At 72.9% G+C, this 25,568-nt stretch carries 21 protein-coding genes; 13 read left to right on the forward strand and 8 right to left on the reverse strand.

What is annotated here, in order from left to right:
* Positions 1 to 120 precede the first annotated feature (120 nt).
* Positions 121 to 2,394 carry a catalase gene (locus OG985_RS08250; RefSeq protein WP_371667596.1) on the forward strand — a complete coding sequence of 758 codons (2,274 nt, stop codon included), beginning with the start codon at positions 121 to 123 and terminating at the stop codon, positions 2,392 to 2,394.
* A 163-nt stretch (positions 2,395 to 2,557) separates the two neighbouring features.
* Entirely contained in the window at positions 2,558 to 3,031 is a 474-nt protein-coding gene (locus OG985_RS08255; protein WP_371667597.1) for an MSMEG_6728 family protein, read from the forward strand.
* Between the two features lie 22 nt (positions 3,032 to 3,053).
* Here OG985_RS08255 and OG985_RS08260 read toward each other — a convergent pair whose 3' ends face one another.
* Positions 3,054 to 3,935, reverse strand: coding sequence for a YegS/Rv2252/BmrU family lipid kinase (locus OG985_RS08260; RefSeq protein ID WP_371667598.1), 882 nt, complete (start codon positions 3,933 to 3,935; stop codon positions 3,054 to 3,056).
* Positions 3,936 to 4,336: 401 nt separating this feature from the next.
* Positions 4,337 to 5,935 carry an FAD-binding oxidoreductase gene (locus OG985_RS08265; RefSeq protein ID WP_371674300.1) on the reverse strand — a complete coding sequence of 533 codons (1,599 nt, stop codon included), beginning with the start codon at positions 5,933 to 5,935 and terminating at the stop codon, positions 4,337 to 4,339.
* A 72-nt stretch (positions 5,936 to 6,007) separates the two neighbouring features.
* Here OG985_RS08265 and OG985_RS08270 point away from each other — a divergent pair, with 72 nt between their 5' ends.
* Entirely contained in the window at positions 6,008 to 6,607 is a 600-nt protein-coding gene (locus tag OG985_RS08270; protein ID WP_371667599.1) for a TetR/AcrR family transcriptional regulator, read from the forward strand.
* Positions 6,604 to 8,202, forward strand: a complete 1,599-nt coding sequence (locus OG985_RS08275; protein ID WP_371667600.1) for a glycerol-3-phosphate dehydrogenase/oxidase — start codon at positions 6,604 to 6,606, stop codon at positions 8,200 to 8,202. Before OG985_RS08270 ends, OG985_RS08275 begins: the two co-directional genes overlap by 4 nt.
* Before the next feature lie 28 nt (positions 8,203 to 8,230).
* On the opposite strand, the gene OG985_RS08280 is transcribed toward OG985_RS08275, so the two are convergent.
* Together OG985_RS08280 and OG985_RS08285 are read right to left on the reverse strand one after the other, a co-directional pair.
* Positions 8,231 to 8,869, reverse strand: a complete 639-nt coding sequence (locus OG985_RS08280; RefSeq protein WP_371667601.1) for a class I SAM-dependent methyltransferase — start codon at positions 8,867 to 8,869, stop codon at positions 8,231 to 8,233.
* Between the two features lie 169 nt (positions 8,870 to 9,038).
* Entirely contained in the window at positions 9,039 to 9,344 is a 306-nt protein-coding gene (locus tag OG985_RS08285) for a hypothetical protein (protein ID WP_371667602.1), read from the reverse strand.
* Between the two features lie 164 nt (positions 9,345 to 9,508).
* Between OG985_RS08285 and OG985_RS08290 the strand changes: the two genes are divergently transcribed.
* On the forward strand, positions 9,509 to 9,871 hold the full coding sequence (locus OG985_RS08290; RefSeq protein WP_371667603.1) for a hypothetical protein: 363 nt from the start codon (positions 9,509 to 9,511) through the stop codon (positions 9,869 to 9,871).
* A 101-nt stretch (positions 9,872 to 9,972) separates the two neighbouring features.
* Here the strand turns inward: OG985_RS08290 and OG985_RS08295 are convergent, their stop codons facing one another.
* Positions 9,973 to 11,631, reverse strand: a complete 1,659-nt coding sequence (locus OG985_RS08295) for a catalase (RefSeq protein ID WP_371667604.1) — start codon at positions 11,629 to 11,631, stop codon at positions 9,973 to 9,975.
* Positions 11,632 to 11,976: 345 nt separating this feature from the next.
* Between OG985_RS08295 and OG985_RS08300 the strand changes: the two genes are divergently transcribed.
* Positions 11,977 to 12,468 carry a DUF1360 domain-containing protein gene (locus OG985_RS08300; RefSeq protein WP_371667605.1) on the forward strand — a complete coding sequence of 164 codons (492 nt, stop codon included), beginning with the start codon at positions 11,977 to 11,979 and terminating at the stop codon, positions 12,466 to 12,468.
* A gap of 97 nt (positions 12,469 to 12,565) precedes the next feature.
* On the opposite strand, the gene OG985_RS08305 is transcribed toward OG985_RS08300, so the two are convergent.
* Positions 12,566 to 13,111: a cysteine hydrolase family protein gene (locus OG985_RS08305; RefSeq protein ID WP_371667606.1), complete on the reverse strand. Its 546-nt coding sequence runs from the start codon at positions 13,109 to 13,111 to the stop codon at positions 12,566 to 12,568.
* 178 nt (positions 13,112 to 13,289) lie between these two features.
* Here OG985_RS08305 and OG985_RS08310 point away from each other — a divergent pair, with 178 nt between their 5' ends.
* The 4 genes from OG985_RS08310 (at position 13,290) to OG985_RS08325 (ending at position 15,708) form a co-directional block, all read left to right on the forward strand.
* The gene (locus OG985_RS08310) at positions 13,290 to 13,976 is read left to right on the forward strand and encodes a nucleotidyltransferase family protein (RefSeq protein WP_371667607.1); all 687 of its coding nucleotides are present in this window, start codon (positions 13,290 to 13,292) and stop codon (positions 13,974 to 13,976) included.
* On the forward strand, positions 13,973 to 14,260 hold the full coding sequence (locus OG985_RS08315) for a BON domain-containing protein (protein WP_371667608.1): 288 nt from the start codon (positions 13,973 to 13,975) through the stop codon (positions 14,258 to 14,260). Before OG985_RS08310 ends, OG985_RS08315 begins: the two co-directional genes overlap by 4 nt.
* Positions 14,257 to 14,982 carry a metallophosphoesterase gene (locus OG985_RS08320; protein ID WP_371667609.1) on the forward strand — a complete coding sequence of 242 codons (726 nt, stop codon included), beginning with the start codon at positions 14,257 to 14,259 and terminating at the stop codon, positions 14,980 to 14,982. Before OG985_RS08315 ends, OG985_RS08320 begins: the two co-directional genes overlap by 4 nt.
* A 162-nt stretch (positions 14,983 to 15,144) precedes the next feature.
* Positions 15,145 to 15,708, forward strand: a complete 564-nt coding sequence (locus tag OG985_RS08325; RefSeq protein ID WP_371667610.1) for a hemerythrin domain-containing protein — start codon at positions 15,145 to 15,147, stop codon at positions 15,706 to 15,708.
* Positions 15,709 to 15,816: 108 nt separating this feature from the next.
* Here OG985_RS08325 and OG985_RS08330 read toward each other — a convergent pair whose 3' ends face one another.
* Complete coding sequence (locus OG985_RS08330) at positions 15,817 to 16,344, reverse strand: hypothetical protein (RefSeq protein ID WP_371667611.1); 528 nt, start codon at positions 16,342 to 16,344, stop codon at positions 15,817 to 15,819.
* 415 nt (positions 16,345 to 16,759) lie between these two features.
* On the opposite strand from OG985_RS08330, the gene OG985_RS08335 reads away from it, so the two are divergent.
* The 3 genes from OG985_RS08335 (at position 16,760) to OG985_RS08345 (ending at position 23,792) form a co-directional block, all read left to right on the forward strand.
* Positions 16,760 to 19,321 (forward strand): SpoIIE family protein phosphatase, encoded by a 2,562-nt coding sequence (locus tag OG985_RS08335; RefSeq protein WP_371667612.1) that lies wholly within the window; start codon positions 16,760 to 16,762, stop codon positions 19,319 to 19,321.
* 172 nt (positions 19,322 to 19,493) lie between these two features.
* Positions 19,494 to 22,322: a SpoIIE family protein phosphatase gene (locus OG985_RS08340; RefSeq protein ID WP_371667613.1), complete on the forward strand. Its 2,829-nt coding sequence runs from the start codon at positions 19,494 to 19,496 to the stop codon at positions 22,320 to 22,322.
* A 105-nt stretch (positions 22,323 to 22,427) separates the two neighbouring features.
* A complete protein-coding gene (locus tag OG985_RS08345) occupies positions 22,428 to 23,792 on the forward strand; it encodes an FAD-dependent oxidoreductase (protein WP_371667614.1) in 1,365 nt (454 codons plus the stop codon).
* A gap of 60 nt (positions 23,793 to 23,852) precedes the next feature.
* Here OG985_RS08345 and OG985_RS08350 read toward each other — a convergent pair whose 3' ends face one another.
* Positions 23,853 to 25,433, reverse strand: coding sequence for an IS1182 family transposase (locus OG985_RS08350; protein ID WP_371666829.1), 1,581 nt, complete (start codon positions 25,431 to 25,433; stop codon positions 23,853 to 23,855).
* Between the last annotated feature and the right edge of the window lie 135 nt (positions 25,434 to 25,568).

Genomic DNA, 25,568 nt, shown 5'->3' on the forward strand with positions numbered 1-25,568 from the left:
CATGAGACGTTGACGAAGCGAGTGCCCATTCAGGGCGAACTGCCCGCCGGTCGCCCCCAATCGGCAAGTGAACACCAGGTCACGCGGCCCGTGGCCGGTCCTAGTGGAGGGACATCCCTGATGAGCGAGGCCAATCCCCTCAAGCGGGCAGCCCGGAAGATCACCGACAGCCTGCAGGGCGACGGCGTGCCGGAGGAGGGGATCCCGGGCAAGCCCAACGTCCAGTCCCCGTCCGTCGCGGAGCCGACCGAGCCCAGGGAGCCGCTGCCGCCGAAGCCCGACCAGAGCGGTCCCGACACCGTGTCGCCGACGGGCCAGCCGACGGGAGCCGACCAGGCGCGGGCGGCCCAGTCCGGGAGCCACCTCACGACGGCGCAGGGCACGCGGCTGTACGACACCGACCACTCGCTCAAGGCAGGGCCCCGCGGACCCGTGCTGCTGCAGGACCACCATCTGCGCGAGAAGGTCATGCACTTCGACCACGAGCGCATCCCGGAGCGCGTGGTCCACGCCCGGGGCGCGGCGGCGCACGGAACGTTCCGGAGCTACGGCACGGCGGCGCCCGTCACCAAGGCCGCGTTCCTCTCCGAGGACGAGGAAACCCCGGTGTTCGTCCGCTTCTCCACGGTGCTGGGCTCCCGGGGCTCGTCCGACACCGTCCGGGACACCCGGGGCTTCGCGACCAAGTTCTACACCAGCGAAGGTGTCTTCGACCTGGTCGGCAACAACATCCCGGTCTTCTTCATCCAGGACGCGATCAAGTTCCCGGACGTCATCCACGCCGGCAAGCCACATCCGGACCGGGAGATCCCGCAGGCGCAGAGCGCGCACGACACCTTCTGGGACTTCGTCACCCTGCACACCGAGGCCACCCACCACACCCTGTGGAACATGTCCGACCGGGGCATCCCGCGTTCGTACCGGACGATGGAGGGCTTCGGCGTCCACACCTTCCGCCTGGTCAACGCCGAGGGCGCCACGACGCTGGTGAAGTTCCACTGGAAGCCGAAGCTGGGCGTGCACTCCCTGGTGTGGGAGGAGGCGCAGATCGCGAACGGTGTCGACCCGGACTTCCACCGGCGCGACCTCGCGGACGCCATCGAGGCGGGCGCGTACCCGCAGTGGGAGCTGGGCATCCAGACCTTCCCGGACACGCCCGAGCAGACCTTCGAGGGCATCGACCTGCTGGACCCGACGAACCTCGTCCCGGAGGAGCTCGCCCCGGTGCAGCCGGTCGGGCTGCTGACCCTCGACCGCAACCCGTCGAACTACTTCGCGGAGACCGAGCAGGTCGCCTTCCACGTCGGCCACCTCGTCCCCGGCGTCGACATCACCGACGACCCGCTTCTCGCGGGGCGCCTGTTCTCCTACCTGGACACGCAGATCACCCGCCTGGGCGGCCCGAACTTCGCCCAGCTGCCGATCAACCGCCCGCACGCACCGGTCAACGACATGCTGCGCGACGGCATGCACCAGACGGCGGTACACCGGGGAGTGGCCCCCTACCGGCCCAACTCACTGGACGGCGGTTGCCCCTTCACCGCCGGCGCGGACACCGGGGCGTACATCGAGACGCCCGTACGGGTACCGGAGGCGGCCAAGGTCCGCGACGCTCCCGAGTCGTTCGCGGACCACTTCAGCCAGCCCCGGCGGTTCTGGCTGAGCATGTCCCCGGTGGAGCGTGAGCACATCATCGGGGCCTACACCTTCGAGCTCGGCAAGTGCTACGAACAGGCGATCAAGGAGCGGGCCCTGCAGGTGCTCGCCAACATCGACCCGGAGCTGTGCGCCGAGGTCGCCGAGGGGCTCGGCCTGCCGGCACCCGGGCCCACCGTGCCGCTGGCCGACGTCGAGCCCAGCCCCGCCCTGTCCCAGGTCGGGCACACCTGGCCGACGGCCGGCCGCCTCATCGGCGTCCTCGTGGGCAAGGACGGCGACCTGGACGGCGTACGGGCCGTACGTGAGGCGGTCCTGGAGGCGGGCATGGTTCCCCTGGTCGTCGCCCCGGTCGGCGGCGTCCTCGGCTCGGGCGAGGGTGCCGTGACCGTGCAGCGCACGTACGCCACCGCACGGTCCGTCGAGTTCGACGCGGTGCTGCTGGCCGGCGTCCCCGGTGTGGGCGGCGACGCGTACGGCGCCCGCGACGCCAAGGCGCTCCCCGCCGCCGCGCCCACGGCGACGGCCGATCCCCGGGTCGCACTGCTGCTGTCCGAGGCCTTCCGGCACGGCAAGGCCATCGGGGCCTGGGCGGGCGGCGAGGCCGCCCTCGAAGCGGCCGGGGTGCCCGTCGACGCGCCGGGCGTGGTCGTCGCGGAGTCCGGGAGCGCCGCCCTGGAACAGCTCACCGGTCTCCTGGGCAAGCACCGGGCCTGGGAGCGCTTCACCGGCGCCTGACCGGACCACGCTGACCCGTGCCGTCGCCTTCGAGCCCCGTCACGGTCAGGGGCGGCCGGAACGGCAGTCGGGACGTCGGCCGGGGGCGGCACGCTGTGCACAGCGTGCCGCTCCATCGCGACACGACACGCGACATGACAGGGCCCATGACAGGGGACGGACGATGCAGACCTTCCTGCCCTACCCCGACTTCGGCGCCTCCGCCGATGCCCTGGACCCGCGCCGGCTGGGCAAACAGCGGGTCGAGACCCTCCAGGTGCTGCGTGGCCTGACGGTCGCCGGCTACGGCTGGCGGCACCACCCGGCGGTGCGTATGTGGGCCGGATACGAGGAGGCCCTGGTGCGCTACGGCCTGGAGATGTGCGGCGTGTGGACGGCGGGCGGGCGCGCCGACACCTGCGCCGCCTCGCTGATGACCGACTTCGCCGGACAGGGCGACGGCATCCGTACCCAGGAGCGGCTCGCCGAGGCGGGCGAACTCCCGCCGTGGCTCGGCGATGCCGCGTTCCATCTCAGTCACCGGTCCGCGCTCGTCCGCAAGGACCCGGAGTTCTACCTGCCCCGCTTCCCGGACGTCCCCGACGACCTGCCCTACGTCTGGCCGGCCTCGGACCGGACCTCCCGGCACGCGGTGTGAGGACCCGGCCGGTCCGGCGCGTTCAGCACAGGACGCTCAGCGCTCCCGGCAGCACTCTGGCGGTCACGGGGAGTACGGCCTCGACCTCGCCGTCGGCGCCGTAGGGCACCTCGCGGTCGGCCTCGATGCGGATCTCCCGCCCCCGCAGGATCCGCACCTGGGGGCGGTGGACGTGGGCACCGGACTTGAGTTCGTTCATGAGGGCGAAGAACAGCCGCCGTGGCGCCGCGCTGATCAGCACGACGTCCAGCACACCGTCGTCGACGCGGGCGTCGGGGGCGATGATGCGGCCCGAGCCGTAGTAGCCGGAGTTGGCGGCCACCACCGTGTAGCCGGAGTGCGTGTGCTCCTCGCCGTCGACCGTGACCCGGTAGTGCGCCGCGCGCCAGGTGGTGACGGCCCGCAGCCCACCCGCGTAGTAGGAGGCGGTGCCGCGCAGCAGTCGCGCGTGGTTGGCATGGCGGTTGGCGACCGCGTCGACGCCCGCGTACACGCTGCCGAGGACGACGGTGCGGTCGTGGAAGGCCGAGCGCACCTCGATCGTGTCGACGAGCCGGGGCTCGCCACGCAGCAGGACGCGGGCCAGGGCGTCGGGGTCGGAGGGCAGTCCCAGGGCGCGGGCGAAGTCGTTGCCCCGGCCGGCCGGAACGAGGCCGAGGAGCGCACCGGTTCCGCTGAGGGCCCCGCCGATCCCTCCGGCGATGCCGTCCCCGCCGACGGCGAGCACCACTCGGCCCCGCTCCCCGGCCTGCCGTGCGAGCTCCTGGGCGTGGGCGAGGCTGCGGCTGTACTCCGTCTCCAGCTCGGCCCCCGCCTCCCGGAGCGGACGGGCCACCGCGAGCAGCGCGGCGGCTCCGGCGGATCCGCCCGCGGTGGGGTTGACGACGGCGGTGAACTGTCGCATCGGTGTGCCTCCGGGGCTGACGGGGTCGGGAGGGGACGGGACGGACGGACGGGGGCGGACGGACGGGGGCGGACAGCCCCGTGCCGGACGGGCTCTGACGGAGCTCGGCGGGCCTGGCGGGGAGGTGCGGGGTGCGGTCTGCGGGGTGGGAGTGCGGGGCGCGGGATGAGCGGTGCGGGTGCGGGGTGCGGTCTGCGGGGTGGGAGTGCGGGGCGCGGGATGAGCGGTGCGGGTGCGGGGTGCGGCCTGCGGAGTCGGAGGTGCGGGGCGCAATGAATGGTCCGGGTGCGAAGTGCGGTCTGCTGAGTGAGAGGTGCGGGCCGCGGGACGAGCGGTCCGAGTGCGAAATGCGGTCTGCGCGCCGCGGGTAGGGCCGGCGGGTGCGGCCGCCGGCCGGCGGTTCAGTCTGCGGGAAGGAGCACGCCCGGGTTGAGCAGCCCGGACGGGTCCAGCCGCTGTTTGACGGCTCGCAGGGCCTCGACCCCGAGGGGCCCGGCCTCACGGACGTACCAGTCGCGGTGGTCGGTGCCGACCCCGTGGTGGTGGGTGATGGTGCCGCCGGCGGCGAGGATCGCCTCGTTGGCGGCGTGCTTGGCGCGCGTCCAGTGGGCGAGCGGGTCCTCGCCCTGGGCCGAGACGACGGTGAAGTACAGCGAGGCCCCGTTCTCGTAGACGTGGGAGATGTGGCACATGACCAGGGGCGGGGTGCCGGCCTCGGTGAGCGTGGCGGTCAGCGCCTCGCGGACGGCGGCGTACAGCCCCGGGACGCGGGACCAGAAGGCCGCAGTCTCCAGTGTTTCCGCGAAGGCCCCGGCGTCGAGGAGGGAGTCGCGCAGGTAGGGGGCCGAGTAGCGGCCGTCGGCCCAGCGCTGTCCCGGCTCCTCGCCGAGGAGGGTTCCGCCGCACGCGCGCAGGACGGCCGCGGCCCGCTCCCGGCGATGCGCGGTGTCCTCCTCGGTCCCCTCGAAGCCGGCGATCGCCGTGCATCCGGCGGCTTCCCGCGCTCCGGCGGATCCGATGGCGTCGGGCTGGGCGAGGCCGACGAGTGTCTCGGTCTCGTCGGACAGCCGCAGGACCGTCGGCAGCGGCCCGTCCTGGGCGAGTGTGCGCAGTGCGGCGGCCCCCTCGTCGAAGGAGGCGAAGCGCCAGCCCTCGTAGCGGCGGACCCGCGGGACGGGGCGGACGCGCACCGTCACGGACGTGATGACTCCGAACGCCCCCTCGGAGCCGAGGACGAGCTGGCGCAGGTCGGGTCCGGCCGCCGAGCGCGGGGCGCGGCCCGTGTCGAGGGTGCCTTCGGGGGTGGCGAGGGTGAGGCCGAGGACCATGTCGTCGAAGCGGCCGTAGCCCGCGGAGGCCTGCCCGCTGGAGCGGGTGGCGGCGAAGCCGCCGATGGTGGCCCACTCGAAGGACTGGGGGAAGTGGCCGAGGGTGAAGCCGTGCTCGGCCAGCAGCGCCTCGGCCCGCGGGGCGCGCAGCCCGGCTTGCAGGGTGGCGGTCCGGGACACCGGGTCGAGGGCGACCATGCGGTCCATGCGGCGCAGGTCCAGGGCGACGAAGGCGAGCCGTCGGCCGGGGACGAGTCCGCCGACCACGGAGGTGCCGCCGCCGAACGGCACGACGGTCAGGCCGTGTTCGGCGCACACCCGCAGGACGGCGCTCACCTCGTCGTGGCTCGCGGGCAGGACGACGGCCGCCGGCAGGTCGTCGACGTCGCCGGCGCGCATCCGCATCAGGTCGGGAGTGGACTTGCCGCGGGTGTGCCGGATCCGGCTCTGCGCGTCGGTGCGTACGTGGTCCTCGTCGCCGCCCACGGCGGTGAGCAGGCCGAGACGCGCGGCCGGGGACAGCGGCGGCTCGGGGACGTCGATCTTCTCCAGCGCGACCGGCCCCGTCCCGCGCGGCTCGACTCCTAGCAGCTCGTGCAGCAGCCCGGTCACCGTGTCGGGCAGCGGCGTCGCTCGGGCCGGGTCGCCCCAGCCGCTCCACAGCATGTCCATGACTGTCGTCCTCACCGGTCGATTCGAGAGCTGCCGTTCCCTGGGCGGCCCAGGGAAGTTACACTGTGACACATGACGCCTATTCGTCACAATGACTCGGACGGCGACGCGGTGCTCGACGCGGTCCGCGACTGCGTCCTCGCCGTCGGGGTCCGCCGCACCACCCTCACCGACGTGGCCCGCCGCGCGGGCGTCTCCCGGATGACGCTCTACCGGCGCTGGCCCGACGTCCGGTCCCTGGTCGGCGACCTCATGACCCGGGAGTGGGTCGCGGTGGCCACCGGGGCCATGCCCGAGGCCCGTCCCGGCACGGACGCGCGCACCCTGATCGTCGAAGGGCTCGTGGCCGGGGTGGACGCCTTCCGCGCCCATCCCCTCTTCCGCAAGATCGTCGACGTCGACCCCGAGCTCCTCCTCCCCTACGTCCTGGACCGGCGGGGGGCGAGCCAGGAAGCCCTGCTGGGGCTGCTGGCCGACGCTCTGCGGGAGGGCCACGCCGACGGATCGGTACGGCCGGGCCACACCGAACGGCAGGCCCGTTCCCTGCTGTTGGTCGTGCAGTCCTTCACCCTGTCCCTGCGGACCATGACCGACGAGGACGACACCGAGTTGAGCTCCGCGGCCTTCCTCGCGGAGCTGCGGACCGTCCTGGAGAGGACTCTCACGCCATGAGCCCCACCGCCGGCCGCACCCCCGCCGCCCCGCTCGCCCCCGGGGCGTCCCTGTCCGCCGCCCGGCGCGGGCGGGAACTCACCGAGAGCGTCGACGGACCCGTCGTGGACGTCCTGGTCGTCGGACTCGGCGCCACCGGGGCCGGGGCCGCCCTCGACGCCGCCGCCCGGGGCCTGAGCGTCGTCGCCGTCGACGCCCACGATCTGGCGTTCGGCACCTCCCGCTGGAGCTCCAAACTCATCCACGGCGGGCTGCGCTATCTCGCCTCCGCCCAGTTCGACGTGGCCCACGAGAGCGCGGTCGAGCGCGGCGTGCTGATGGAGCGCACCGCACCCCACCTGGTGCACGCCCAGCCGTTCGTACTGCCCCTCACTCCCCTGGTCTCCGGCGGCCAGGCCGCGCTGGCCCAAGCCGGTTTCCGGGCCGGTGACGCCCTACGGCTGGCGGCTCGCACGGCCCGGGCGACCCTGCCCGCACCGCGCCGCCTGTCCGTGGTCGAGACCCGGCACCTGGCCCCGGCGCTGCGCCCCGACGGTCTGCGCGGCGGCCTGCTGTCCTGGGACGGCCGGCTCACCGACGACGCCCGCCTGGTGACTGCGCTGGCCCGGACCGCCGCCGCGCACGGCGCCCGTGTCCTGACCCGGGTCCGGGCTCTGGAACTCACCGGTTCCGGCGCCCGCGTCCGCGACGAACTCACCGGCGAGGAGGGACTGATCCGTGCCCGCGCGGTGGTGAACGCGGCCGGCGTGTGGGCGGGCGACCTGGTGGACGGCGTCCGGATCCGCCCCTCCCGCGGCACCCACCTCGTCCTGCGCTCGGACCGGCTCGGGCCGCTGCCCGCGGGTCTGCACGTGCCGGTCCCCGGGGAGACCAACCGCTTCGTCCTCGTCCTGCCCCAGGGCGACGGCCGCGTCTACGTCGGACTCACCGACGAACCCGTCGAAGGCGGCATCCCGGACGTGCCCGAGGTGCCCGAGACGGACGTCGGCTTCCTGCTCGACGTCCTCGGCTCCGTCCTCGACGTCCCCCTCCACCGCGACGACGTCGTAGGAGCCTTCGCCGGACTGCGACCGCTCCTGGACACCTCGTCGGCGCACACCGGCACCGCGGCCAGGACCGCCGACATCTCCCGCCGGCACGCGGTGCTCCCGTCGCGGGACGGCGTGATCACCGTGGTCGGGGGGAAGCTCACCACCTACCGGCGCATGGCGGAGGACGCCGTGGACGCCGCCGTCGAGGCCTGTCGCCTCCCCGCCGGCCGCTCTCCCACCGCCTCGCTCCCCCTCGTGGGCGCCGCCCCGCCACGGGCCCTCGCCGCGCTTCGGGCACCGCGCCGCCTGGTCCGTCGCTACGGCACCGAGGCCCCGGCCGTGCACGCGCTCGGCACCCGGGACCCCCGCCTGAGTGAACCCGTGCTGCCGGGCCATCCCGTCACCCGCGCGGAACTGCTGTGGGCGGTCCGCCACGAGGGCGCGCTCGACGAGGCGGATCTGCTGGACCGCCGTACCCGCATCGGACTGGTGCCCGAGGACCGGGTCGCGGCGCTGGGGGCGGCGCACGAGGCGCTCAGCGAGTCGCCGGCCGGGCGGGACTGACGGGTCCCGGGCCGGCCGGCGTCGGCCGTCAGGCCCCGGTACGGCGCAGACGCCACACGTTGTCCTCGCGGAAGCCCTCGACGCCCTCGGGGGAGACGTTCTGCCTGCGCACCGTCTCCAGCGTCTCGACGCTCCAGACGTCCTCGGGCAGCGCGAGCGCGGCGAGCGTCCCCTCCAGCGTGGGGAACTCGGCCTCGAAGGGCGGCCGCTCCTGCCAGGACGGCCATCCCGCGTGCATGACGAGCAGGAGTGTGCCGCCCTCCGCGACGGCGTGCGCGGCCTGCCGGAGCACGGCGTCCTGGTCCATGTGCACCGGCGACTGGAGGTACTGGGCGTTCACCAGGTCGAAGGAGCCGTCGGGGAATGTCACACCCAGTTCGTGCCGCTCCCATCCGACGCGGTCGGCCGTCCCGGCGTCGGCGGCGTGCGCGGCGGCGCGGCGCAGGGCCGTCTGCGAGATGTCGACGCCGGTGACCTGCCATCCGCGCGAGGCCAGCCACACCGCGTCCGCGCCCTCGCCGCAGCCCAGGTCGAGCGCCCGGCCCGGCTCGAGGCCGCTCACCTCCCGCACGAGCAGCTGGTTGGGGCGGCCGCTCCAGATGCGGTCGCTGTCCCGGTAGCGGCCCTCCCAGAACTCCGCGGCCTGCGTGACGGGGGTGTGGGTCATGGCGCCTCCTGGACGGGACGGGCTGGTCGTCGGGGCTCGCCGGGCGCGAACTCCTGCGAGCCCTCGCGCTCCCGAACACCCTCGCGAGGCAGCTTCCGCCTCCACCAGGCCGACGGGCAAACGGAATTGCCGTAACGGCAAACCCGCCGCCGCGACGGCTGTCCTGGCCCTACTCCCGCTCCCGTTTCGGCTCCGCCCGTCCGCGCGCGTCCGTACGCCGTACGGTCGTCTGCACCTCCTTCTCGACCTCCTGCCGCGGTCGCCCCTGCTCCTTGGCGTACTCGGCCATCGCGGAGCGGAGATCACGGTCGAGGTCGCGCCAGGCCCGCCACGCGGTCTCGTAGGTGGCGGTCTGCTGCCTGGTCCACTTGTGCTCGGTAGGCGGTCCGAACGACTGGCGCAGCTCGTCGACCCGGCTGTGCGCCTGGTCGGCCGCGCGCCGCTTCTCCACGAGCTCTTCGAATACGTGTCCCACGTCAACCGATCGTAGGGACCAAGCCACCGTCGCGCGCGCCGAGCGGCCGTGAACCCCGAACCGGTCCGTCTGAACCCCGCCACTTCGGGTAACCGGACGGGACACGTTTTCGCACGCGCCGTCCGCCGAGCCCGGGCGGCGCCGAGCCATCAAAGGGGTTGGGAATGAAGCGCATGGTCCGACGGCGCGGCCGCTCGGCGCGGGAGTTGTCCGCACGTCAGGCACGCCACCTCCGCGCGCAGCTGGGAGTCGCGGCCGACATCGCCGTCACGGCACGGCGCCGGGCACTGGCCGACCGGCTGCGGTCCGATCCGGGGACCGGCGGGGAACGGGTGCTGCGCGGCCGCGTGGACGTCGACGACGTACTCGAGTACGCGCGGCAGCACTTCGGTCTCACGGCGGTCCCGCGCGAGCGGGCCGCGTCGGCCCTGCGGACGCGCTACGAACTGCGGGGCGGACACCGGGATCTGGACACCGACGCCTACTCCCCCGCCCATGAGTCCGCGGCCGGAGAGCTGCTGGGCTGACCCCGGCGGCCCCCGCCGGGGCCGGCTTAAGCGACGACACCCGCCGGGCGCGGCCTTGGAGGCCGCGCCCGGTCGGCTGTCCGGTCACCGGTTCTGTCCGGTCACCGGTTCACGACGTGCCGCTCGTCGGGAACACAGTGCGTCATGGTGAGGCCCTCGACATCGCGCGGCTGGTTCTTGCCGAGGTGAGCCAGCCGCTCACGGTCCTGTTCGGTGAGGTCCTGCGAGGCGAGCGGCTCGAGGCCGACGACGTCCTCGGGGCCGATGCCCAGCTGCTCGCCGACCTTCAGGCCGAGTTCGTTCTCGACCAGCAGGAAGTGCCAGACCATGCGCTCCTGCACCGGCCGGTCGCACTGGGCCAGCAGGCCGGCGAAGTTCTTCACGAGGTCGTCGCGCTCCCACTGTTCCATCAGCAGGTACCGCTGCCCCGCCTGCTGGTAGTCGTTGGTGCGGGGAATCCGCTTGCGGGTCAGCCGCCCCCGGATCTCCGGGCCCTGCTCGTCGTGGGTCGGGTACTGGGCCTCCCGCAGCCCTCCTGTGATCGAGGGTTCGTAGTTGACCTGCGGGTTCTCGCCGTCGCCGTCGACGTGGTACGTCATCAGGCCGTCCCGCTGGTTGGTGCGCACCTCCGCGTGCTTCGCCTGGTTCACCGGCAGCTGGAGGTAGTTGGGGCCGACCCGGTAGCGCTGGGTGTCGCTGTAGGAGAAGGTGCGGCCGACGAGCATCTTGTCGTCGGAGAAGTCGAGCCCGTCGACGAGGACGCCGGTGCCGAAGGAGATCTGCTCGTTCTCGGCGAAGTAGTTGTCCGGCATCCGGTCGAGCACCATCCGGCCGACCGGCTTCGGCGGGAAGTCCTGCTCCGGCCACGTCTTGGTGTCGTCCAGCGGGTCGAAGTCGAGCTCCGGGTGGTCGTGGTCGTCCATCACCTGCACCAGGAGCTCCCACTCCGGGAAGTCGCCCCGCGCCACCGCCTCGTACAGGTCCTTGGTGGCGTGCCCGAGGCCCTCGGCCTGGACGTTCGCCGCGTCCTCCTCGGTCATGCTGCGCACGCCCTGCTTGGGCATCCAGTGGTACTTGACCAGGACGGTCCTGCCCTCGGCGTTGACCCACTTGTAGGTGTTGACGCCGAAACCCTGCATGTGGCGGTAGTCCGCCGGGATGCCGCGCGGGCTGAACAGGTTGACCAGCATGTGCATGGACTCGGGCGTCTGCGACATGAAGTCGAAGATCCGCCGGGGCTGCTGCTCGAAGGTGACGGGGTCCGGCTTGAGGGCGTGGATGACGTCCGGGAACTTGATCGCGTCCCGGATGAAGAACACGCCGAGGTTGTTGCCCACGAGGTCCCAGTTGCCGTCCTCCGTGTAGAACTTCACCGCGAAGCCCCGGGGGTCGCGGGCGGCCTCGGAGGAGTCGCGGCCGCCGATCACGGTGGAGAACCGGACGGCCAGGTCGGTGCGCTTGCCGCGCTCCTGGAACAGCTTGGCGCGGGTGTAGCGGTCGATGGGCTCGTCGCCCCAGGCGCCGTAGGCCTCGAAGTAGCCGTAGGCGGTCACGCCTCGGGCGTGCACGACCCGCTCGGGGATCCGTTCCCGGTCGAAGTGGCTGATCTTCTCCAGGAACTGGTAGTTCTCCAGGGTCGCCGGGCCGCGGGCGCCGACCGTGCGCTGGTTCTGGTTGTCGTAGACGGGATGGCCCTGCCGGTTGGTCAGTACCTCCCGGTCGTCGTCCGGAGCGGGTCCGCTGCTGGATACGTCCGTCATCGTCGTGAGCTCCTTCGGGCTGGGGCGGTGGCTGTCGGCTGCGGAAACGTGGTGCGGACCGCGCGTACGCTTCCGAGCGGTCGCACACGAACGTGCCGGGTACCCGGCCGCACCGGGTCAGTCACCCGGCGGCGATCTCGTCACCCCGGGGCGGCACAGTCGACGTATCGATATGTGCCAGCCGTGCTCCTGGCTGTGCTTCGGCCGTCCTTCCGGACTGCTCCCGGGCCGCCGTGGTCACGCTGCCCGCCGACGCCGCCCGCCGTCCTCCGCGTGTGCGGCGCGGCGGACCGGGCACCCGTGCCGCTCCCGATCATCCGGGAGCCGGTGCCGAGGGAGGATGCCATGACCACCGACGAACTCCGTTACGACGATCAGGGCGAGATACCTCTCGCCGGCTACGCGGCGCTCGCCTCGACGTTCGCCGCCGGCGGCACCGTGGTCGCCGTCCTGTCCCGCATGCGGGGCGTACGGCTGCCCCAGCAGGTCCCGCCCTGGGACGTGGCGCTGCTCGGCACCGCGACCTTCAAAGCGTCCCGGCTGCTGACCAAGGACAAGATCACCAGCTTCCTGCGGGCGCCGTTCACCCGGCGCGAGGAGGAGGGGGCGGCCGGTGAGGTGAACGACGCGCCGCGTGGCGGCGGTGCCCGCCGAGCCGTCGGCGAGCTGCTGTCCTGTCCGTTCTGCACCGCCGCCTGGGTGGCCGGCGGCCTGGTCGCCTGTTACGTCTGCGCGCCTCGGGGCGCCCGTCTGCTCTGTGCGGGCCTGAGCGCCGTCACCCTCGCGGACTGGCTCCAGTACGCCTGGACCTGGACCGATCAGAAGGTCGAGGGCTGAGGGCCGCGCGCTCCGCGGGAACCCCGGTACGCCGGCCGGCCCCGAGTGGGTCTGGCCGGTCACCCGGTTCCGCGCGCCCTCCCGCCCCCGGCCCCGCTCAGCGTGCGCGGGGCCAGAGGTCGGCGCTGTCGCACAGGTGCGCCCCCATGTTGCGCTCCATCATCCGCAGGGCCGCGTCCGCGAGGTCGGCATGGATGTGGGCCACGGCGTCACGGGGGACGCTCACCTGGAGGTGGCGGATGTGGGCGTCGAGCGCCGAGTACAGCACGCACTGCTCGGTGACCTGCCCGCACAGCACGAGACGGTCGACGTCCAGCCGGCCGAGCAGGTAGTTCAGGGGCGTCTCGAAGAAGATCGAGTGACGGGCCTTGAGGACGAAGAGCGACTCGTCGTCGGGCCGCACCGGTTCGACCAGACGGGCGTGCGGTCCGGCCAGCGCCTTGCCGACGAGCTCGCCGTGATGGGACCGCCACTCGCCGAAGTTGTCGTTGACGTAGACCACGGGTACGTCGCTGCGCCTCGCCCGCTCCAGCAGCTCGGCGACCACGGGCACCACACTCTCCACCGACGGCAGCAGCAGCTCGGCATCGTCGTGATCGTAGGTGTTGATCATGTCGATGACGATCAGCGCGGTCTTGCTCACCCCCTCAGAGTGCCCGCTGGGTCGAGAACACGCTCCTGGGAACTCCGGGCCCCCCGTCCGCGCCCGGGCCTCGTGTCGAAGGCCGCCCGCCGGGTACTTGGGACACCCACCGTCACGCCACGTCGACCACGGCGACTCGCAGCGGCCGGAGGAGGCTCCGGCAAAGAAAGGGGCAGCAATGACGCAGCATGCCGACGACGATGCTCTCGACCAGCACGCCGGCGTTGCCGAACTGCGTCTGGCCACGGGGGACCCCGCACTCGTACCCCAGAACGCCGTACTCACCGACAGCCTTCCGCTCGACCGCAACCAGGCGATCCTCCAGGCCGCCAAACAGGTCGGCTCGATCCTCAAACGGCAGGGGCACCCGTTCGCCCTCGCGGGCAGTGTCGCCGTGTACGCCCACGGGGGCACCCAGAACCTCCAGCACGACGTCGACTTCTGCATCAGGCCCGAGGACGCGGACGCCGTGGCCGCGTCCCTGCGCGAGGCCGGTCTTTCGGTCCACACGCCTCCCGAGGACTGGCTGCTGAAGGCCGGCTGTCTCGGACAACAGGTCGACATCATCTTCGTGCTGGCGCACGAACCCGTCTCGTCCGAGCTGCTGTCGCGGGCCGAGGAACTGTCGGTCGACTCGGTGTTCATGCCCGTCCTGTCGCCGACCGACCTGCTGAGCAGCCTGCTGGCCGCCTTCTCCGAGCACCACTGCGACTTCGGGGCGGTACTCCCCATCGCCCGCACCCTGCGCGAGAAGGTCGACTGGGACCGGGTGCGCCGCACCTGCCAGGACGCCCCGATGCCCGACGCCTTCCTGTACCTCCTGGAACGGCTGGAGGTCATCGCACCCAAGGAGGACCCCTCGTGAACGATCCCGTCGCGAATGTCGGCGGCGCCGGGGACGCCGCCGGAAACGTCGAGTACCGCATCGCCCACCTGCGCGAACACCTGGCAGCCGGGGAACTCGCCGAACTGGGAGTGCAGGTCGAGGTCAGGGCCGGATCGGTCGTGATCACCGGCACCGTCCCCTCCGCCCACTGCCGCGACACCCTGCTGCGCACGGCCCGGCAGAACCTGGAAGGCATCCCGCTGCACGACGACATCGTGGTGGCCGAGACCGCCCGTCCCGACCACGCCGAGGACCTGTCATGATCCGGGTCGCCGCCGTGGGGGACATCCACATGGGGGCCGACAGCCAGGGCCTGCTGCGGCCCGCCTTCGACACCCTGGGCGAATGCGCCGACCTGCTGCTCCTGGCCGGGGACCTCACCCGCCACGGCACACCCGAGGAGGCCCGGGTCGTGGCCCAGGAGGTGCGGGCCCTGCCGGTGCCGGTCGTGGCGGTCCTCGGCAACCACGACCACCACGACGAGCAGCCCGAGAAGGTCACCGCGATCCTCCAGGACGCCGAGGTGACCGTACTCGAGGGCGAGAGCACGATCGTGGAGTGCGGCGGAACGCGCGTCGGCATCGCCGGTACCAAGGGGTTCGGCGGTGGGTTCGTGGGGCGCAGCGCCGGGGAGTTCGGCGAGCCGCTGATGAAGGAGTTCGTCCGCTACAGCCGGCGCTGCGCGGACAGCCTGCGGGGCGCGCTGGAGGAGCTGGACGGGCAGGGCTGCGCGGTGCGGGTGGCCCTCACCCACTTCTCCCCGGTGGCCGACACCCTCGCCGGCGAACCGCCGGAGATCCACCCGTTCCTCGGCAGCTACCTGCTGGCCGAGGCGATCGACACGGCCGGCGCCGAACTCGCCGTGCACGGCCACGCCCACATGGGCACGGAGCACGGCATGACGGCCGGCGGTGTCCGGGTGCGCAACGTGGCCCAGCCGGTCATCCGGCGGGCGTTCAACGTCTACCAGCTCGGCACGGACTGACGCACCGAGCGCGGTGCGGGCCGCCGGCCGGCACTCGGCCCGCACGAACACCGACGCGTCCCGGGCCTGCGGCCCGAGCGAGTTACTCCGCCGGAGGCCGGGGCACTCGGTGGTCGTGGCGGCCCCGGCCCGGAGCCGCCACCCTGGCTGGAGGTGCAGAACATGGGACATGGTGGAAACGTCATCGACGAGCTCATGACCGATCACCGGGAGGTCGAGGAGATCTTCGGCAGGATCGAGGCACTGCCGTCCGGTGACAAGGACCGCAAGGTGTACGCCGACCAGGCCACGCAGGAGCTGGTGCGGCACTCGGTGGCGGAGGAGGAGTACCTGTATCCGGCGGTGCGCGAACACCTGGTGAACGGCAACGCCATGGCGGACCGGGAGATCGAGGACCACGCCAAGGCCGAGCAGCTCATGAAGGATCTGGAGAGCCGCGACGCGTCCGACCCCGAGTTCGACCAGCTCATCACCACGCTGATGAGCGAGATCCGCTCACACATCGCCGACGAGGAGCAGAACCTCTTCCCGCAGCTGCGTGTGGCGTGCTCGCCCGAGGCCCTCGACAAGCTCGGGGACAAGGTGCGTACGGCCAAGAAGTTGGCGCCGACCCGGCCGCACCCCTCGGCACCGGACACGCCCCCGGCGAACAAGCTGCTGGCTCCGGGCGCCGGGCTGGTCGACCGGCTGCGCGACGCGCTGACGGGCCGCGGCAAGCACGGCTGACCGGCCCCGGCCCCTGCCGCTCCGTTCCTCTGCGTCCCGCCCGCCCGCAGCGCCCCCGCGCGGCGGGCGGGCGCGCGCGGTCTCCGGGGGTCGCCTCGTGGCGCGGGTTCAGGCGATGAGTGCCTGGTCCGGTCCCAGCCGGTCGAGGAGCCGCGCGTGGTGCAGGTCGGCCACGGGGCCGACGAGGTCGGGGTGGCGCAGCAGCGCCGACGCCCGCCGGTCGGTCTCGTCGGGCGCGACCAGGCGCCGGAACGCGGTCGGCACGTCGGCCGGGTGGCCGCCGTCGGCGACCGCGGTCACCGCGAGGCGGGCCAGATCGGGATCGGCGAGCAGACAGGCGGCCCAACTCGCCACGACCTCGTCCACCCAGGTGCGCCAGGCGTACTCGTCGGCGTCGTCGGCTCCGGCCCCGTCGGCGCCCGTGATCCAGTCGAGCCGGGCCGACCCTCCGGAGCCCGCGATGGCGACCAGGGCGGCATCCGTCGGCGTCGGGTACCGCAGCCGGGCGGCGACGGTGACGGCCTGCCGCGCCTGCACCTCGCACAGGGCGGAAGCCAGCGCGCCGCCGCCCGACGGGTAGGCGCGCGTCAGCCACTGGGCGGTGGCCGCGATGAGCGGGGAGAGATCTGAGAGCACTGCCGGGCCGTCCGAATCCAGGGGTGAGGGGCTGGCGAGAACAACACACAGAGGGGCAACAGGAGAGCGGGGCTCGGGGAGACTGCACAGAACCGTAGCCTCCGGTCGTCCCGCGCGACATGCCCCGAGACCGGGCGCGGGCGTGGCTTCGGCCACATCGCGGAGGCCGGCCGGGGTGCGCGCCGGCGGCCACCGGCGGCCGTCGACAGCCGCCCTGGCCGAAATCGGACGTACATGAGCGGGTGGACCCGACACCCGGTCCGCAGGGGCCGGACGCACGGTCGCCGGTGCCGCACCGGGGCGCCGATCCCACCCGAAAAGCCTCGGATCCGTGCCGCCCAGGTGCGTGCTGGGGCTGTTGTGGCGCATTCTTGCTGTGTCGTCCGCAGGACGGCGCACGGACGAGGTAGGGCCGATGACTGGGAGCGCCGAGGACGGACACGCCACGACCGGGCGGCTGGCGGCGCTGCTGATCGATGCCTCGTCGGAGGCGATCAGCTCGGCCGGTGGCCTCGCGGGAGGGGTCTATCTGCGCTCCCGCACGCCCGGACTGCTGCGCCTGGCCGTGCTGGCGGGCCTGCCCGGACCGCTGTTCCGGCCCTGGTGGCGGCTGCACGCCGACCGTCCGTTCCCCGTCGCCGACGCCCACCGGCTCGGCGTCCAGGTGATCCTGCCGAACGCCACGGAGACGATGCGCCGCTACCCGCAGTTCGCGGCCGGCCTGCCGTTCCAGTTCGGGTCCCTGTACGTGCCGGTCGTGGGCGGGTCGACGGCCTACGGCGTTCTGACCGTCCTGCGTCCCGCCGTGTCGGACACCACCGAGTTGCTGACCGAGCGGGACCGGCTGACGCGAGTGGCCGAGGACCTGGGTTCCTCGCTGCGGAAGCTGGCGGACTCCCCCGGGTCCTCCGTCACGTGGGACGACGAGCCCCTGTCCGTCCGGCCCCCTGCCACGCAGCGGGACTCGGGGCACCTCGGGCGCTTCTCCTGGGATCCGGTGACAGCGGTGGTGACCGTGGACGACCGCCTCCCGGCCCTGCTCGGCGTGGCGCCCGAGGCCCTCACCGGGATCGCGGACGGGTTCGCGGACGCGGTCGCTCCGGGCGACGCGCCGCGCGTTCTGGCCGCGCTGCGGGAGACCTCCGCGGGAAGACCGCCGCTCCTGCCCCTGTATCTGCGTGCCGCCGACGGCGGACTGCGGCTGATGGACCTCTGGACCCCGTACGACGAGACCTCCGCAGATCCGGTCGGACCCTCCGGCAACCTTCCGGTGCGGGGCATCGTCCTCGCGCCGGGCTCCGGCCCGGCGGGCGACGCCGCGGCGGACCTGCTGCCGGAGGGGGTCCTGTGCCTCGACCGGCTGGGGCTGATCACCTACGCGAATCCGCGCGCCGCCCAGTTGCTGAACCGGTCACGGACCGCTCTGCTCGGCCTGCCGCTGTGGGAGGCGGTGCCGTGGCTGAAGCGGCCCGACAACGACGACCACCTGCGCGGGGCCCTGCTGGCACCCGATCCGGTGCACTTCGATGCCCGGCGGCCCCCGGAGGAAGGGCGCGAGCCCGCGCCGCAGCCGTCGGAAGGTGACTGGCTGACCTTCTCGGTGCACCCCGGGCCGGACATCCTGACCTGCACGGTCCGCCCGACCAGCCACATCGTGGACGCCGCCGCGGAACTCTCCGGCGTCCCCGGCGAGGCGGCGCTGTTCGGTGACGGTGACGGTGACGGTGCCGGTTCGCTGGCTCCTCTGTACCGCCCGATCGTGCTCGCCATCGCGCTGACGGAGGCGGTCACCGCGCGCCAGGTGTCGGCCGTGGTCATGCGGGAACTGCTGCCGGCCTTCGGCGGCCGTCAGCTCGCCATCTACCTGTTGCAGGACCAGCATCTGTACCTGGCGTGGGAGACCGGCTTCCCCCCGGGATTCCTCACCAGGTTCGAGGGAGTGAGCCTGGACCAGCACCTGCCGGGGGTGGAGACGCTGACCGGTGGCCGTCCGCTGTTCTTCGATTCGATGGACCAGCTCACGGCCGCCTACCCGGGCATCGCCCTGGACGCGACCGACGGTTCCCGTGCCTTCCTGCCACTGATCGCCTCCGGCCGCCCGGTCGGCTCCTGCATCCTGGGCTTCGACCGCCCCCGCAGCTTCAGCTCCCAGGAACGCACGGTGCTCACCGCCCTCGCCGGGCTGATCGCCCACGCCATGGAGAAGGCCCAGCGCTACGAGACCGAGACCGCGCTGGCCCGGGGGCTGCAGCAGGCCCTCCTGCCCCAGCGGCTGTCGGCGCACCCGCGGGTGGAGACCGCCGGCCGCTATCTGCCCGGCACCCAGGGCATGGACGTGGGAGGGGACTGGTACGACGTCATCGAGGCCGGGGACGGCCTGGCCCTGGTCATCGGCGACGTCCAGGGCCACGGCGTGCAGGCCGCCGCCACCATGGGGCAGCTCCGCAGCGCGGTGAGGGCGTTCGCGCTGGGGGACCGGCCGCCCGACGAGGTGATGAGCAGCACCAACCACCTGCTCATCGACCTCGACCCGGGACTGTTCGCGAGCTGCTGCTACATCCGGCTGGACCCGGCCACCGGTCTCGCCCGCGCGGCCCGCGCCGGACACCCACCGCCGCTGCTGCGTTTCCCGGAAGGCCGCACCCACGTCCTGGACCTGCCCGGCGGGGTCGTGCTGGGCGTCGACGCGCACGCCCACTACCCGGTGACGGAGTTCACGATGGAGCCCGGCGCCATCCTGGCGCTCTACACGGACGGGCTGGTCGAGCGCCCCGGTGAGGACATCGACGACGGCATCACCTCACTGCGGGTCGCCCTCGCCCGGGCCGGCGGTCCCGGCGCCCGGCCCGTCGGGCGTTCGCTGGGCGGGGTGGCCGACCGGCTCACCGGGACCGCCCGGCACACCGCCGACCGCCCCGACGACATCGCTCTCCTGCTCGCCGCCCGCCGTACCGAGACGCGGCCGCGCCGGCGATGAACCGGAGCAGAACCGGATTCCGGCGCCCGCGCCCCACCCGGAGCGGCGTCGTCCGCCGCGCCCCCGGCCGCCGTCCCCGTCCGGACCCGACGCCGCGGTCCGCGGGGGCTCCCCCCGTCACACCCGGTGACACCCCTCGCCTCGCGGGGCCGGGCAGTGTAGACATGGGCACATGGTCCGACTAGGCGGTCGATCCGGGGCCCGGTCGACCCGTCGTCCCAGCGCTTCGCGCCCCGACGGCGCGCCCGAGCACGCCCGGGGAGCGCGTGCACGGCAGGCCGGGCACATACCGCGCGGTCTGTCCGTCCGGTCGCAGGAGACCACGTCGGAGGCACCCGGAGGACCGGCTGCGAGCGTACGGTCCGCGCTGGGCGGGCGCAGCCTCGCCGGACAGGTGTTCCTGCTCCAGTTGGTGATCGTGCTGCTGCTGGTCGTCGCGGCGGTGGTGGCACTGGTGCTGCAGAGTCGCCACGACAGCACCCAGGAGGCCCGCAACCGCTCGGTCGCCGTGGCCGAGGCGTTCGCCAACGCTCCGGGCACCCGCGCGGCGCTGGCATCGCCGGACCCGAGCGCGGTGCTGCAACCGCGTGCCGAGGCGGCCCGCAAGGCGACGAACGTGGACTTCATCGTCGTCATGAACACCGACGGGATCCGCTACAGCCACCCCAAGCCGGACCGGATCGGCAAGAAGTTCGTCGGGAACATCGCACCGGCGCTGGCCGGGGGCGTCGTGACCGAGCAGATCACGGGGACCATCGGCCCGCTGGTGCAGGCGGTGGTCCCCGTCAAGGCGCCCGACGGTTCGGTGGTCGGTCTGGTGTCGGCCGGGGTGACGCTGGAGAACGTGGGCGGTGCCGCCAACCGGCAGCTGCCGCTGCTCCTCGGCGCCGCCGCGGCGGCGCTCGCCCTGGCCCTCGCCGGCACCTTCCTGGTGAGCAGGCGGCTGCTGCGCCAGACGCACGGTCTGGGCCCGCACGAGATGACGCGCATGTACGAGCACCACGACGCGGTGCTGCACGCCGTCCGCGAGGGAGTGCTCATCGTCGGCGACGAGGGACGGCTGCTGCTCGCCAACGACGAGGCGCACCGTCTGCTCGACCTGCCCGACGACGCCGAGGGGCGCCACGTCCTGGAGCTCGGCCTCACGCCCGACATGACCGCCCTGCTCACCTCCGGCCGGGTCGCCACGGACGAGGTGCACCTGGTCAAGGACCGGCTGCTGGCGGTCAACCAGCGCACCACCGACAGCCAGGGCGGCCCGCCCGGAAGCGTCGCCACCCTGCGCGACTCCACGGAGCTGCGGGCCCTGTCCGGCCGGGCCGAGGCGGCACGGGAGCGCCTCAACATGCTGTACGACGCCGGGGTGGCCATCGGCACCAGTCTGGACGTGACCCGCACCGCCGAGGAACTGGCCGAACTGGCGGTCCCCCGGTTCGCGGACTTCGCCACCGTGGACCTGTTCGACGCCGTGCTCAACGGCGGGCAGCCGGAGGTGACGTCCGCTGTGCTGCGTACGGCGGTGAGCGGGATCCGCAAGGACGCCCCGCTGTACCCGGTGGGCCAGCACATCACGCTCGTCGACTCGTCCCCGCAGGCCCGCAGCCTGGAGACGGGCCGGCCCGTCGTGGAGCCGCGGCTGGGCAGGGCGCCCGGCTGGCGTGCCCAGGACCTGGACCGGTCCGCGCAGGTCGTGGCGTACGGCATCCACTCGCTGATCGCGGTGCCGCTGCGGGCGGGCAGCCAGATGCTGGGCGTGGTCAGCTTCTGGCGCTCCGAGAAGCCGGAGCCGTTCGACGCGGAGGAGCGGGCTCTCGCCGAGGAACTGGTCACCCGGGCCGCGGTCTCCATCGACAACGCGCGCCGCTACACCCGCGAGCACACCATGGCGGTGACGCTCCAGCGCAGCCTGCTGCCGCGCAGGCTGCCCGACCAGGACGCCCTGGAGATCGCCTACCGCTATCTGCCGGCCCAGGAGGGTGTGGGCGGCGACTGGTTCGACGTGCTGCCGCTGTCCGGGGCGCGGGTCGCGCTGGTGGTGGGTGACGTGGTCGGGCACGGTCTGCACGCCGCGGCGACGATGGGACGGCTGCGTACGGCGGTGCACAACTTCTCGGCCCTGGACCTCCCGCCCGACGAACTGCTCGCCCTGCTCGACGAGTTGGTCGCGCGCATCGACCAGGACGAGACGGTGGACGGCGGCAACGCCCCGGTCACCGGCGCGACCTGCCTGTACGCGATCTACGATCCGGTCTCGCGGCTGTGCACGGTCGCCCGCGCCGGCCACCCGCCCCCCGCGGTGATCCAGCCGGACGGCAGCGTCGGCTTCCCCGAGGTGCCGGTCGGCCCGCCGCTGGGTCTCGGGGGCCTGCCCTTCGAGACGGTCGACCTCGAACTCGCCGAGGGCAGCAGGCTCGTCCTGTACACGGACGGCCTCGTCGAGGACCGGGAACGGGACATCGACGTGGGGCTCGACCTGCTGCGCGGCGCCCTGGAGCGGGCGGGGCAGTCACCCGAGGACACCTGCCGGGCCGTACTCGACTCCCGGCTGCCGGCCCGGCCCAGTGACGACGTCGCGCTGATCGTGGCGCGCACCCGGGCGCTTCCCGCCGACCGTGTCGCCGAGTGGCGGGTACCGTCCGACCCGGCGGCCGTCGGCGAGGTCCGGGCCCTGGTCAGCCGGCAGCTGGCCGGGTGGGGGCTGGACGAGCTGACGTTCACGACGGAGCTGATCCTCAGCGAGCTCGTCACCAACGCGATCCGCTACGGCGGTGACTCCGTCGAGGTGCGCGTGCTCTTCGACCGCAGCCTGGTCTGCGAGGTGTTCGACAGCAGCAGCACCTCACCGCACCTGCGCTACGCCGCGATGACGGACGAGGGCGGCCGGGGACTGTTCCTCGTGGCGCAGCTCTCCGAACGCTGGGGCACCCGGTACACGCCCGCGGGCAAGGTCATCTGGGCGGAACAGCCGCTGCCCGGAGCATCCCCCACGAGTCACTCATAAACTGGACTTATGAGCCCATAGACCGGACCCGCGTACCAACTTAGGATTGCCTTAGTTTAGGCTTCCCGACGAGACGTGTTGTCACCGCTCGAAGGGAACCTGATCATGCCCCGCCCCCTGCGGGTAGCCATCGTCGGAGCCGGCCCCGCCGGGATCTACGCCGCCGACGCCCTGCTCAAGTCCGACGTGGCCGCCGAACCCGGTGTGTCCATCGACCTCTTCGAGCGCATGCCAGCCCCGTTCGGGCTCATCCGCTACGGCGTCGCCCCCGACCACCCGCGGATCAAGGGCATCGTCAACGCCCTCCACCAGGTGCTCGACAAGCCGCAGATCCGCCTCTTCGGCAACGTCGACTACCCGAGCGACATCAGCCTCGACGACCTGCGCGCGTTCTACGACGCCGTGATCTTCTCCACGGGCGCGACGGCCGACCGGGCACTGTCCATACCCGGCATCGAGCTCGACGGCTCCTACGGCGCGGCCGACTTCGTCTCCTGGTACGACGGCCACCCGGACGTGCCCCGCAGCTGGCCGCTGGAAGCCGAGAAGGTCGCCGTCCTCGGCGTCGGCAACGTCGCCCTGGACGTGGCCCGCATCCTGGCGAAGACCGCGGACGAACTGCTGCCGACGGAGATCCCGCCGAACGTCCACGAGGGTCTCAAGGCCAACAAGGCCCTGGAGGTCCACGTGTTCGGCCGCCGTGGCCCGGCCCAGGCGAAGTTCAGCCCGATGGAGCTGCGGGAACTCGACCACTCCCCCACCATCGAGGTCGTCGTCGACCCCGAGGACATCGACTACGACGAGGGCTCGATCGAGACCCGGCGCGGCAACAAGCAGGCCGACATGGTCGCCAAGACCCTGGAGAAGTGGGCCATCCGCGACGTCGGCGACCGGCCGCACAAACTGTTCCTCCACTTCTTCGAGTCGCCGGACGAGATCCTCGGCGAGGACGGCAGGGTGGTCGGCCTGCGCACCGAGCGCACCGCCCTCGACGGCACCGGCAACGTGAAGGGCACCGGCGAGTTCAAGGACTGGGACGTCAGCGCGGTCTACCGCGCCGTCGGCTACCTGTCCGACAAGCTGCCCAAGCTGCCCTGGGACCTCGACTCGGGCACCGTCCCGGACGAGGGCGGCCGGGTCATCCAGGAGAGCGGCGAGCACCTGCAGTCCACGTACGTCACCGGCTGGATCCGGCGCGGACCCGTCGGCCTGATCGGCCACACCAAGGGCGACGCCAACGAGACGGTCGCCAACCTGCTGGACGACCACGCCAACGGACGGCTGCAGACCCCCGCGTCCCCCGCACCCGAGGCCGTGGACGCGTTCCTCGCCGAGCGGAACGTCCGGTTCACCACCTGGGACGGCTGGTACCGCCTGGACGCCGCCGAGAAGGCGCTGGGTGAGCCGCAGGGACGCGAGCGCGTGAAGATCGTCGAGCGTGAGGACATGCTCAGGGGAAGCGGCGCCTAGAAGGCTGATGAAGATCTTGGTGAGGGGCTGTCCGGCCGTCAGGCCGGACAGCCCCTCCGGTCATGTAGTGGCTGGTGCGAGGTGCCAGGTGCCACTGGTGTGGGTGAGTCCGAGGTTGATCAGTCGGCGGAGGTTGAGGGCGGCGGCCCGGGTGTGGAGCCAGGTGTTGTTCTTGATGGTGCCGCGGTAGCGCAGGCGCCGGTTGCCGTGGTGGACGAGCCAGGCGACGGCGCGTTCGACCGGTGGTCTCCAGCGGCGGTAGTCGGCCTGCCAGCCAGGGTCGGTGGCGGCCTGGTGGCGGGCGGCTGTCTGGAGGTCGTGGTGCGGTCGGATGGTCAGGATGCGTCCGGCCTTGGCTTTGGTGCACCGCTCGCGCAGGTGGCATGCGGTGCATAAGTCCCCGAAAGAGGCTTTGCGTTGGTGGTGCTGCCCGCCGGGGTCGGACAGGGCCACGGCGTGTCCGGCCGGGCAGGTCACGATGGCGGCTGTGGTGTCGATGGCGAAGTCGTCGAGGATGAAACCGCCGGGGATGGCGGGTCGCAGTGGGGCGGGTTTGAGGAACAGCCGGTGGCCGGCCTCGTGGAGGGTCTGGCGGGCGTCGGCGGCGGAGTAGGCGGTGTCGCCGAAGACGTCCAGCGGGTCGTCCTCGTCGGCGAGCAGGTCCAGGCCGACGGCGGCCTCGTGGTGTTCGGCTCCGGCGCCGGGCCGCAGGGCGACGGCGGTGTATAAGCCGGTCTCGGGCTCGATGGCCAGGTGGGCCTTGAAGCCGTCCTGCTGGTGGCTGCGGGTCTTGTGGATGTGCCGGGCTTCGGGATCGACGGTGGAGAGCATCCGGCTGGGAGCGGTGCCTTGGGTGATGCGCCAGCGTCCGTCGCGGCCGTCGGAGTCCTCGGCGGGCTCGACGTCCTGGCCGGCGACCAGGGCCAGGATGCCCACCACGTTCGCGGCTTTGTCGCCGAGTTGCTGGTCTGGCAGGTGGCCCAGCAGTCGCAGGGCATCGGTGACCAGCGCGTCGACCAGCTCGGCGCGGGCCTGCTCGTCGTTCCAGGCGATGCGGGGCTTGCCCGGGTCGGTGTAGTCGTGGGCGGTGCACTGCGCAGCGACGACCGCGTCGGCGCCGGGGACCTCGCGGATCACCGCGCGGACGGCGGCGATGAGCTGGGTGACGGTGTCCTGGGTGGCGACCGCGTCGTCCAGCACGGTGGAGTCCAGCGCCCGGCGGTGCTTGCCCTTGAGGACTCCGGTGGCCTTCACGACCTCGCGCACGGCCTCGAAGATGCGGTTGGGGCGGGCGGAACGGGCCAGCCGGCGGCGGAAGTAGGCCAGCAGCGACGGGTCGAAGGCCATGTCGTGCAGGCCCAGCCCGCAGGCGGCCTTCCACCGCAGGTCGCACCGCAGCTCCTGGACCGTCTCGAAGTCCGACAGCCCGTTAAGGGCCTGCAAGGTGATCGCGGCGGCCAGAATCTGCGGCGGCATGCTCGGCCGTCCGTTCGCCGACGGGTACATGTCCACGAACATCTCAGCCGGGAACAGCTCGCCGCGGTGCTCGGCCAGGAACGCGAACACACTCCCTGCCGGGATCAACTCCCGGCAGGTCTCCCACACGTCCGGCCCGACCATCTCGCCGACCCACTCACCCATCGCCACATGGCGAGTCTGGCCCTGCCGCTGACGCGGCAGGGCCAGAACCCAAGATCTTCATGAGCCTTCTAGGGCGCCGGCCGACCGCACCGACGCGGGCGGGCCACGGGATCCGTCCCGGGCCCGCCCGCGTCG

It is taken from the genome of Streptomyces sp. NBC_00289 (assembly GCF_041435115.1).
Taxonomy (GTDB): Bacteria; Actinomycetota; Actinomycetes; order Streptomycetales; family Streptomycetaceae; genus Streptomyces.

What these genes read in the sequence shown, in the direction of transcription:
- OG985_RS08275 (WP_371667600.1), top strand. Translation starts at nt 6,604, where the DNA reads ATGAGCCCCACCGCCGGCCGCACCCCCGCCGCCCCGCTCGCCCCCGGG.
- OG985_RS08325 (WP_371667610.1), top strand. Translation starts at nt 15,145, where the DNA reads ATGGGACATGGTGGAAACGTCATCGACGAGCTCATGACCGATCACCGG.
- OG985_RS08320 (WP_371667609.1), top strand. Translation starts at nt 14,257, where the DNA reads ATGATCCGGGTCGCCGCCGTGGGGGACATCCACATGGGGGCCGACAGC.
- OG985_RS08335 (WP_371667612.1), top strand. Translation starts at nt 16,760, where the DNA reads ATGACTGGGAGCGCCGAGGACGGACACGCCACGACCGGGCGGCTGGCG.
- OG985_RS08270 (WP_371667599.1), top strand. Translation starts at nt 6,008, where the DNA reads ATGACGCCTATTCGTCACAATGACTCGGACGGCGACGCGGTGCTCGAC.
- OG985_RS08345 (WP_371667614.1), top strand. Translation starts at nt 22,428, where the DNA reads ATGCCCCGCCCCCTGCGGGTAGCCATCGTCGGAGCCGGCCCCGCCGGG.
- OG985_RS08350 (WP_371666829.1), bottom strand. Translation starts at nt 25,433, where the DNA reads ATGGGTGAGTGGGTCGGCGAGATGGTCGGGCCGGACGTGTGGGAGACC.
- OG985_RS08310 (WP_371667607.1), top strand. Translation starts at nt 13,290, where the DNA reads ATGACGCAGCATGCCGACGACGATGCTCTCGACCAGCACGCCGGCGTT.
- OG985_RS08260 (WP_371667598.1), bottom strand. Translation starts at nt 3,935, where the DNA reads ATGCGACAGTTCACCGCCGTCGTCAACCCCACCGCGGGCGGATCCGCC.
- OG985_RS08255 (WP_371667597.1), top strand. Translation starts at nt 2,558, where the DNA reads ATGCAGACCTTCCTGCCCTACCCCGACTTCGGCGCCTCCGCCGATGCC.
- OG985_RS08340 (WP_371667613.1), top strand. Translation starts at nt 19,494, where the DNA reads ATGGTCCGACTAGGCGGTCGATCCGGGGCCCGGTCGACCCGTCGTCCC.
- OG985_RS08280 (WP_371667601.1), bottom strand. Translation starts at nt 8,869, where the DNA reads ATGACCCACACCCCCGTCACGCAGGCCGCGGAGTTCTGGGAGGGCCGC.
- OG985_RS08290 (WP_371667603.1), top strand. Translation starts at nt 9,509, where the DNA reads ATGAAGCGCATGGTCCGACGGCGCGGCCGCTCGGCGCGGGAGTTGTCC.
- OG985_RS08250 (WP_371667596.1), top strand. Translation starts at nt 121, where the DNA reads ATGAGCGAGGCCAATCCCCTCAAGCGGGCAGCCCGGAAGATCACCGAC.
- OG985_RS08295 (WP_371667604.1), bottom strand. Translation starts at nt 11,631, where the DNA reads ATGACGGACGTATCCAGCAGCGGACCCGCTCCGGACGACGACCGGGAG.
- OG985_RS08265 (WP_371674300.1), bottom strand. Translation starts at nt 5,935, where the DNA reads ATGGACATGCTGTGGAGCGGCTGGGGCGACCCGGCCCGAGCGACGCCG.
- OG985_RS08300 (WP_371667605.1), top strand. Translation starts at nt 11,977, where the DNA reads ATGACCACCGACGAACTCCGTTACGACGATCAGGGCGAGATACCTCTC.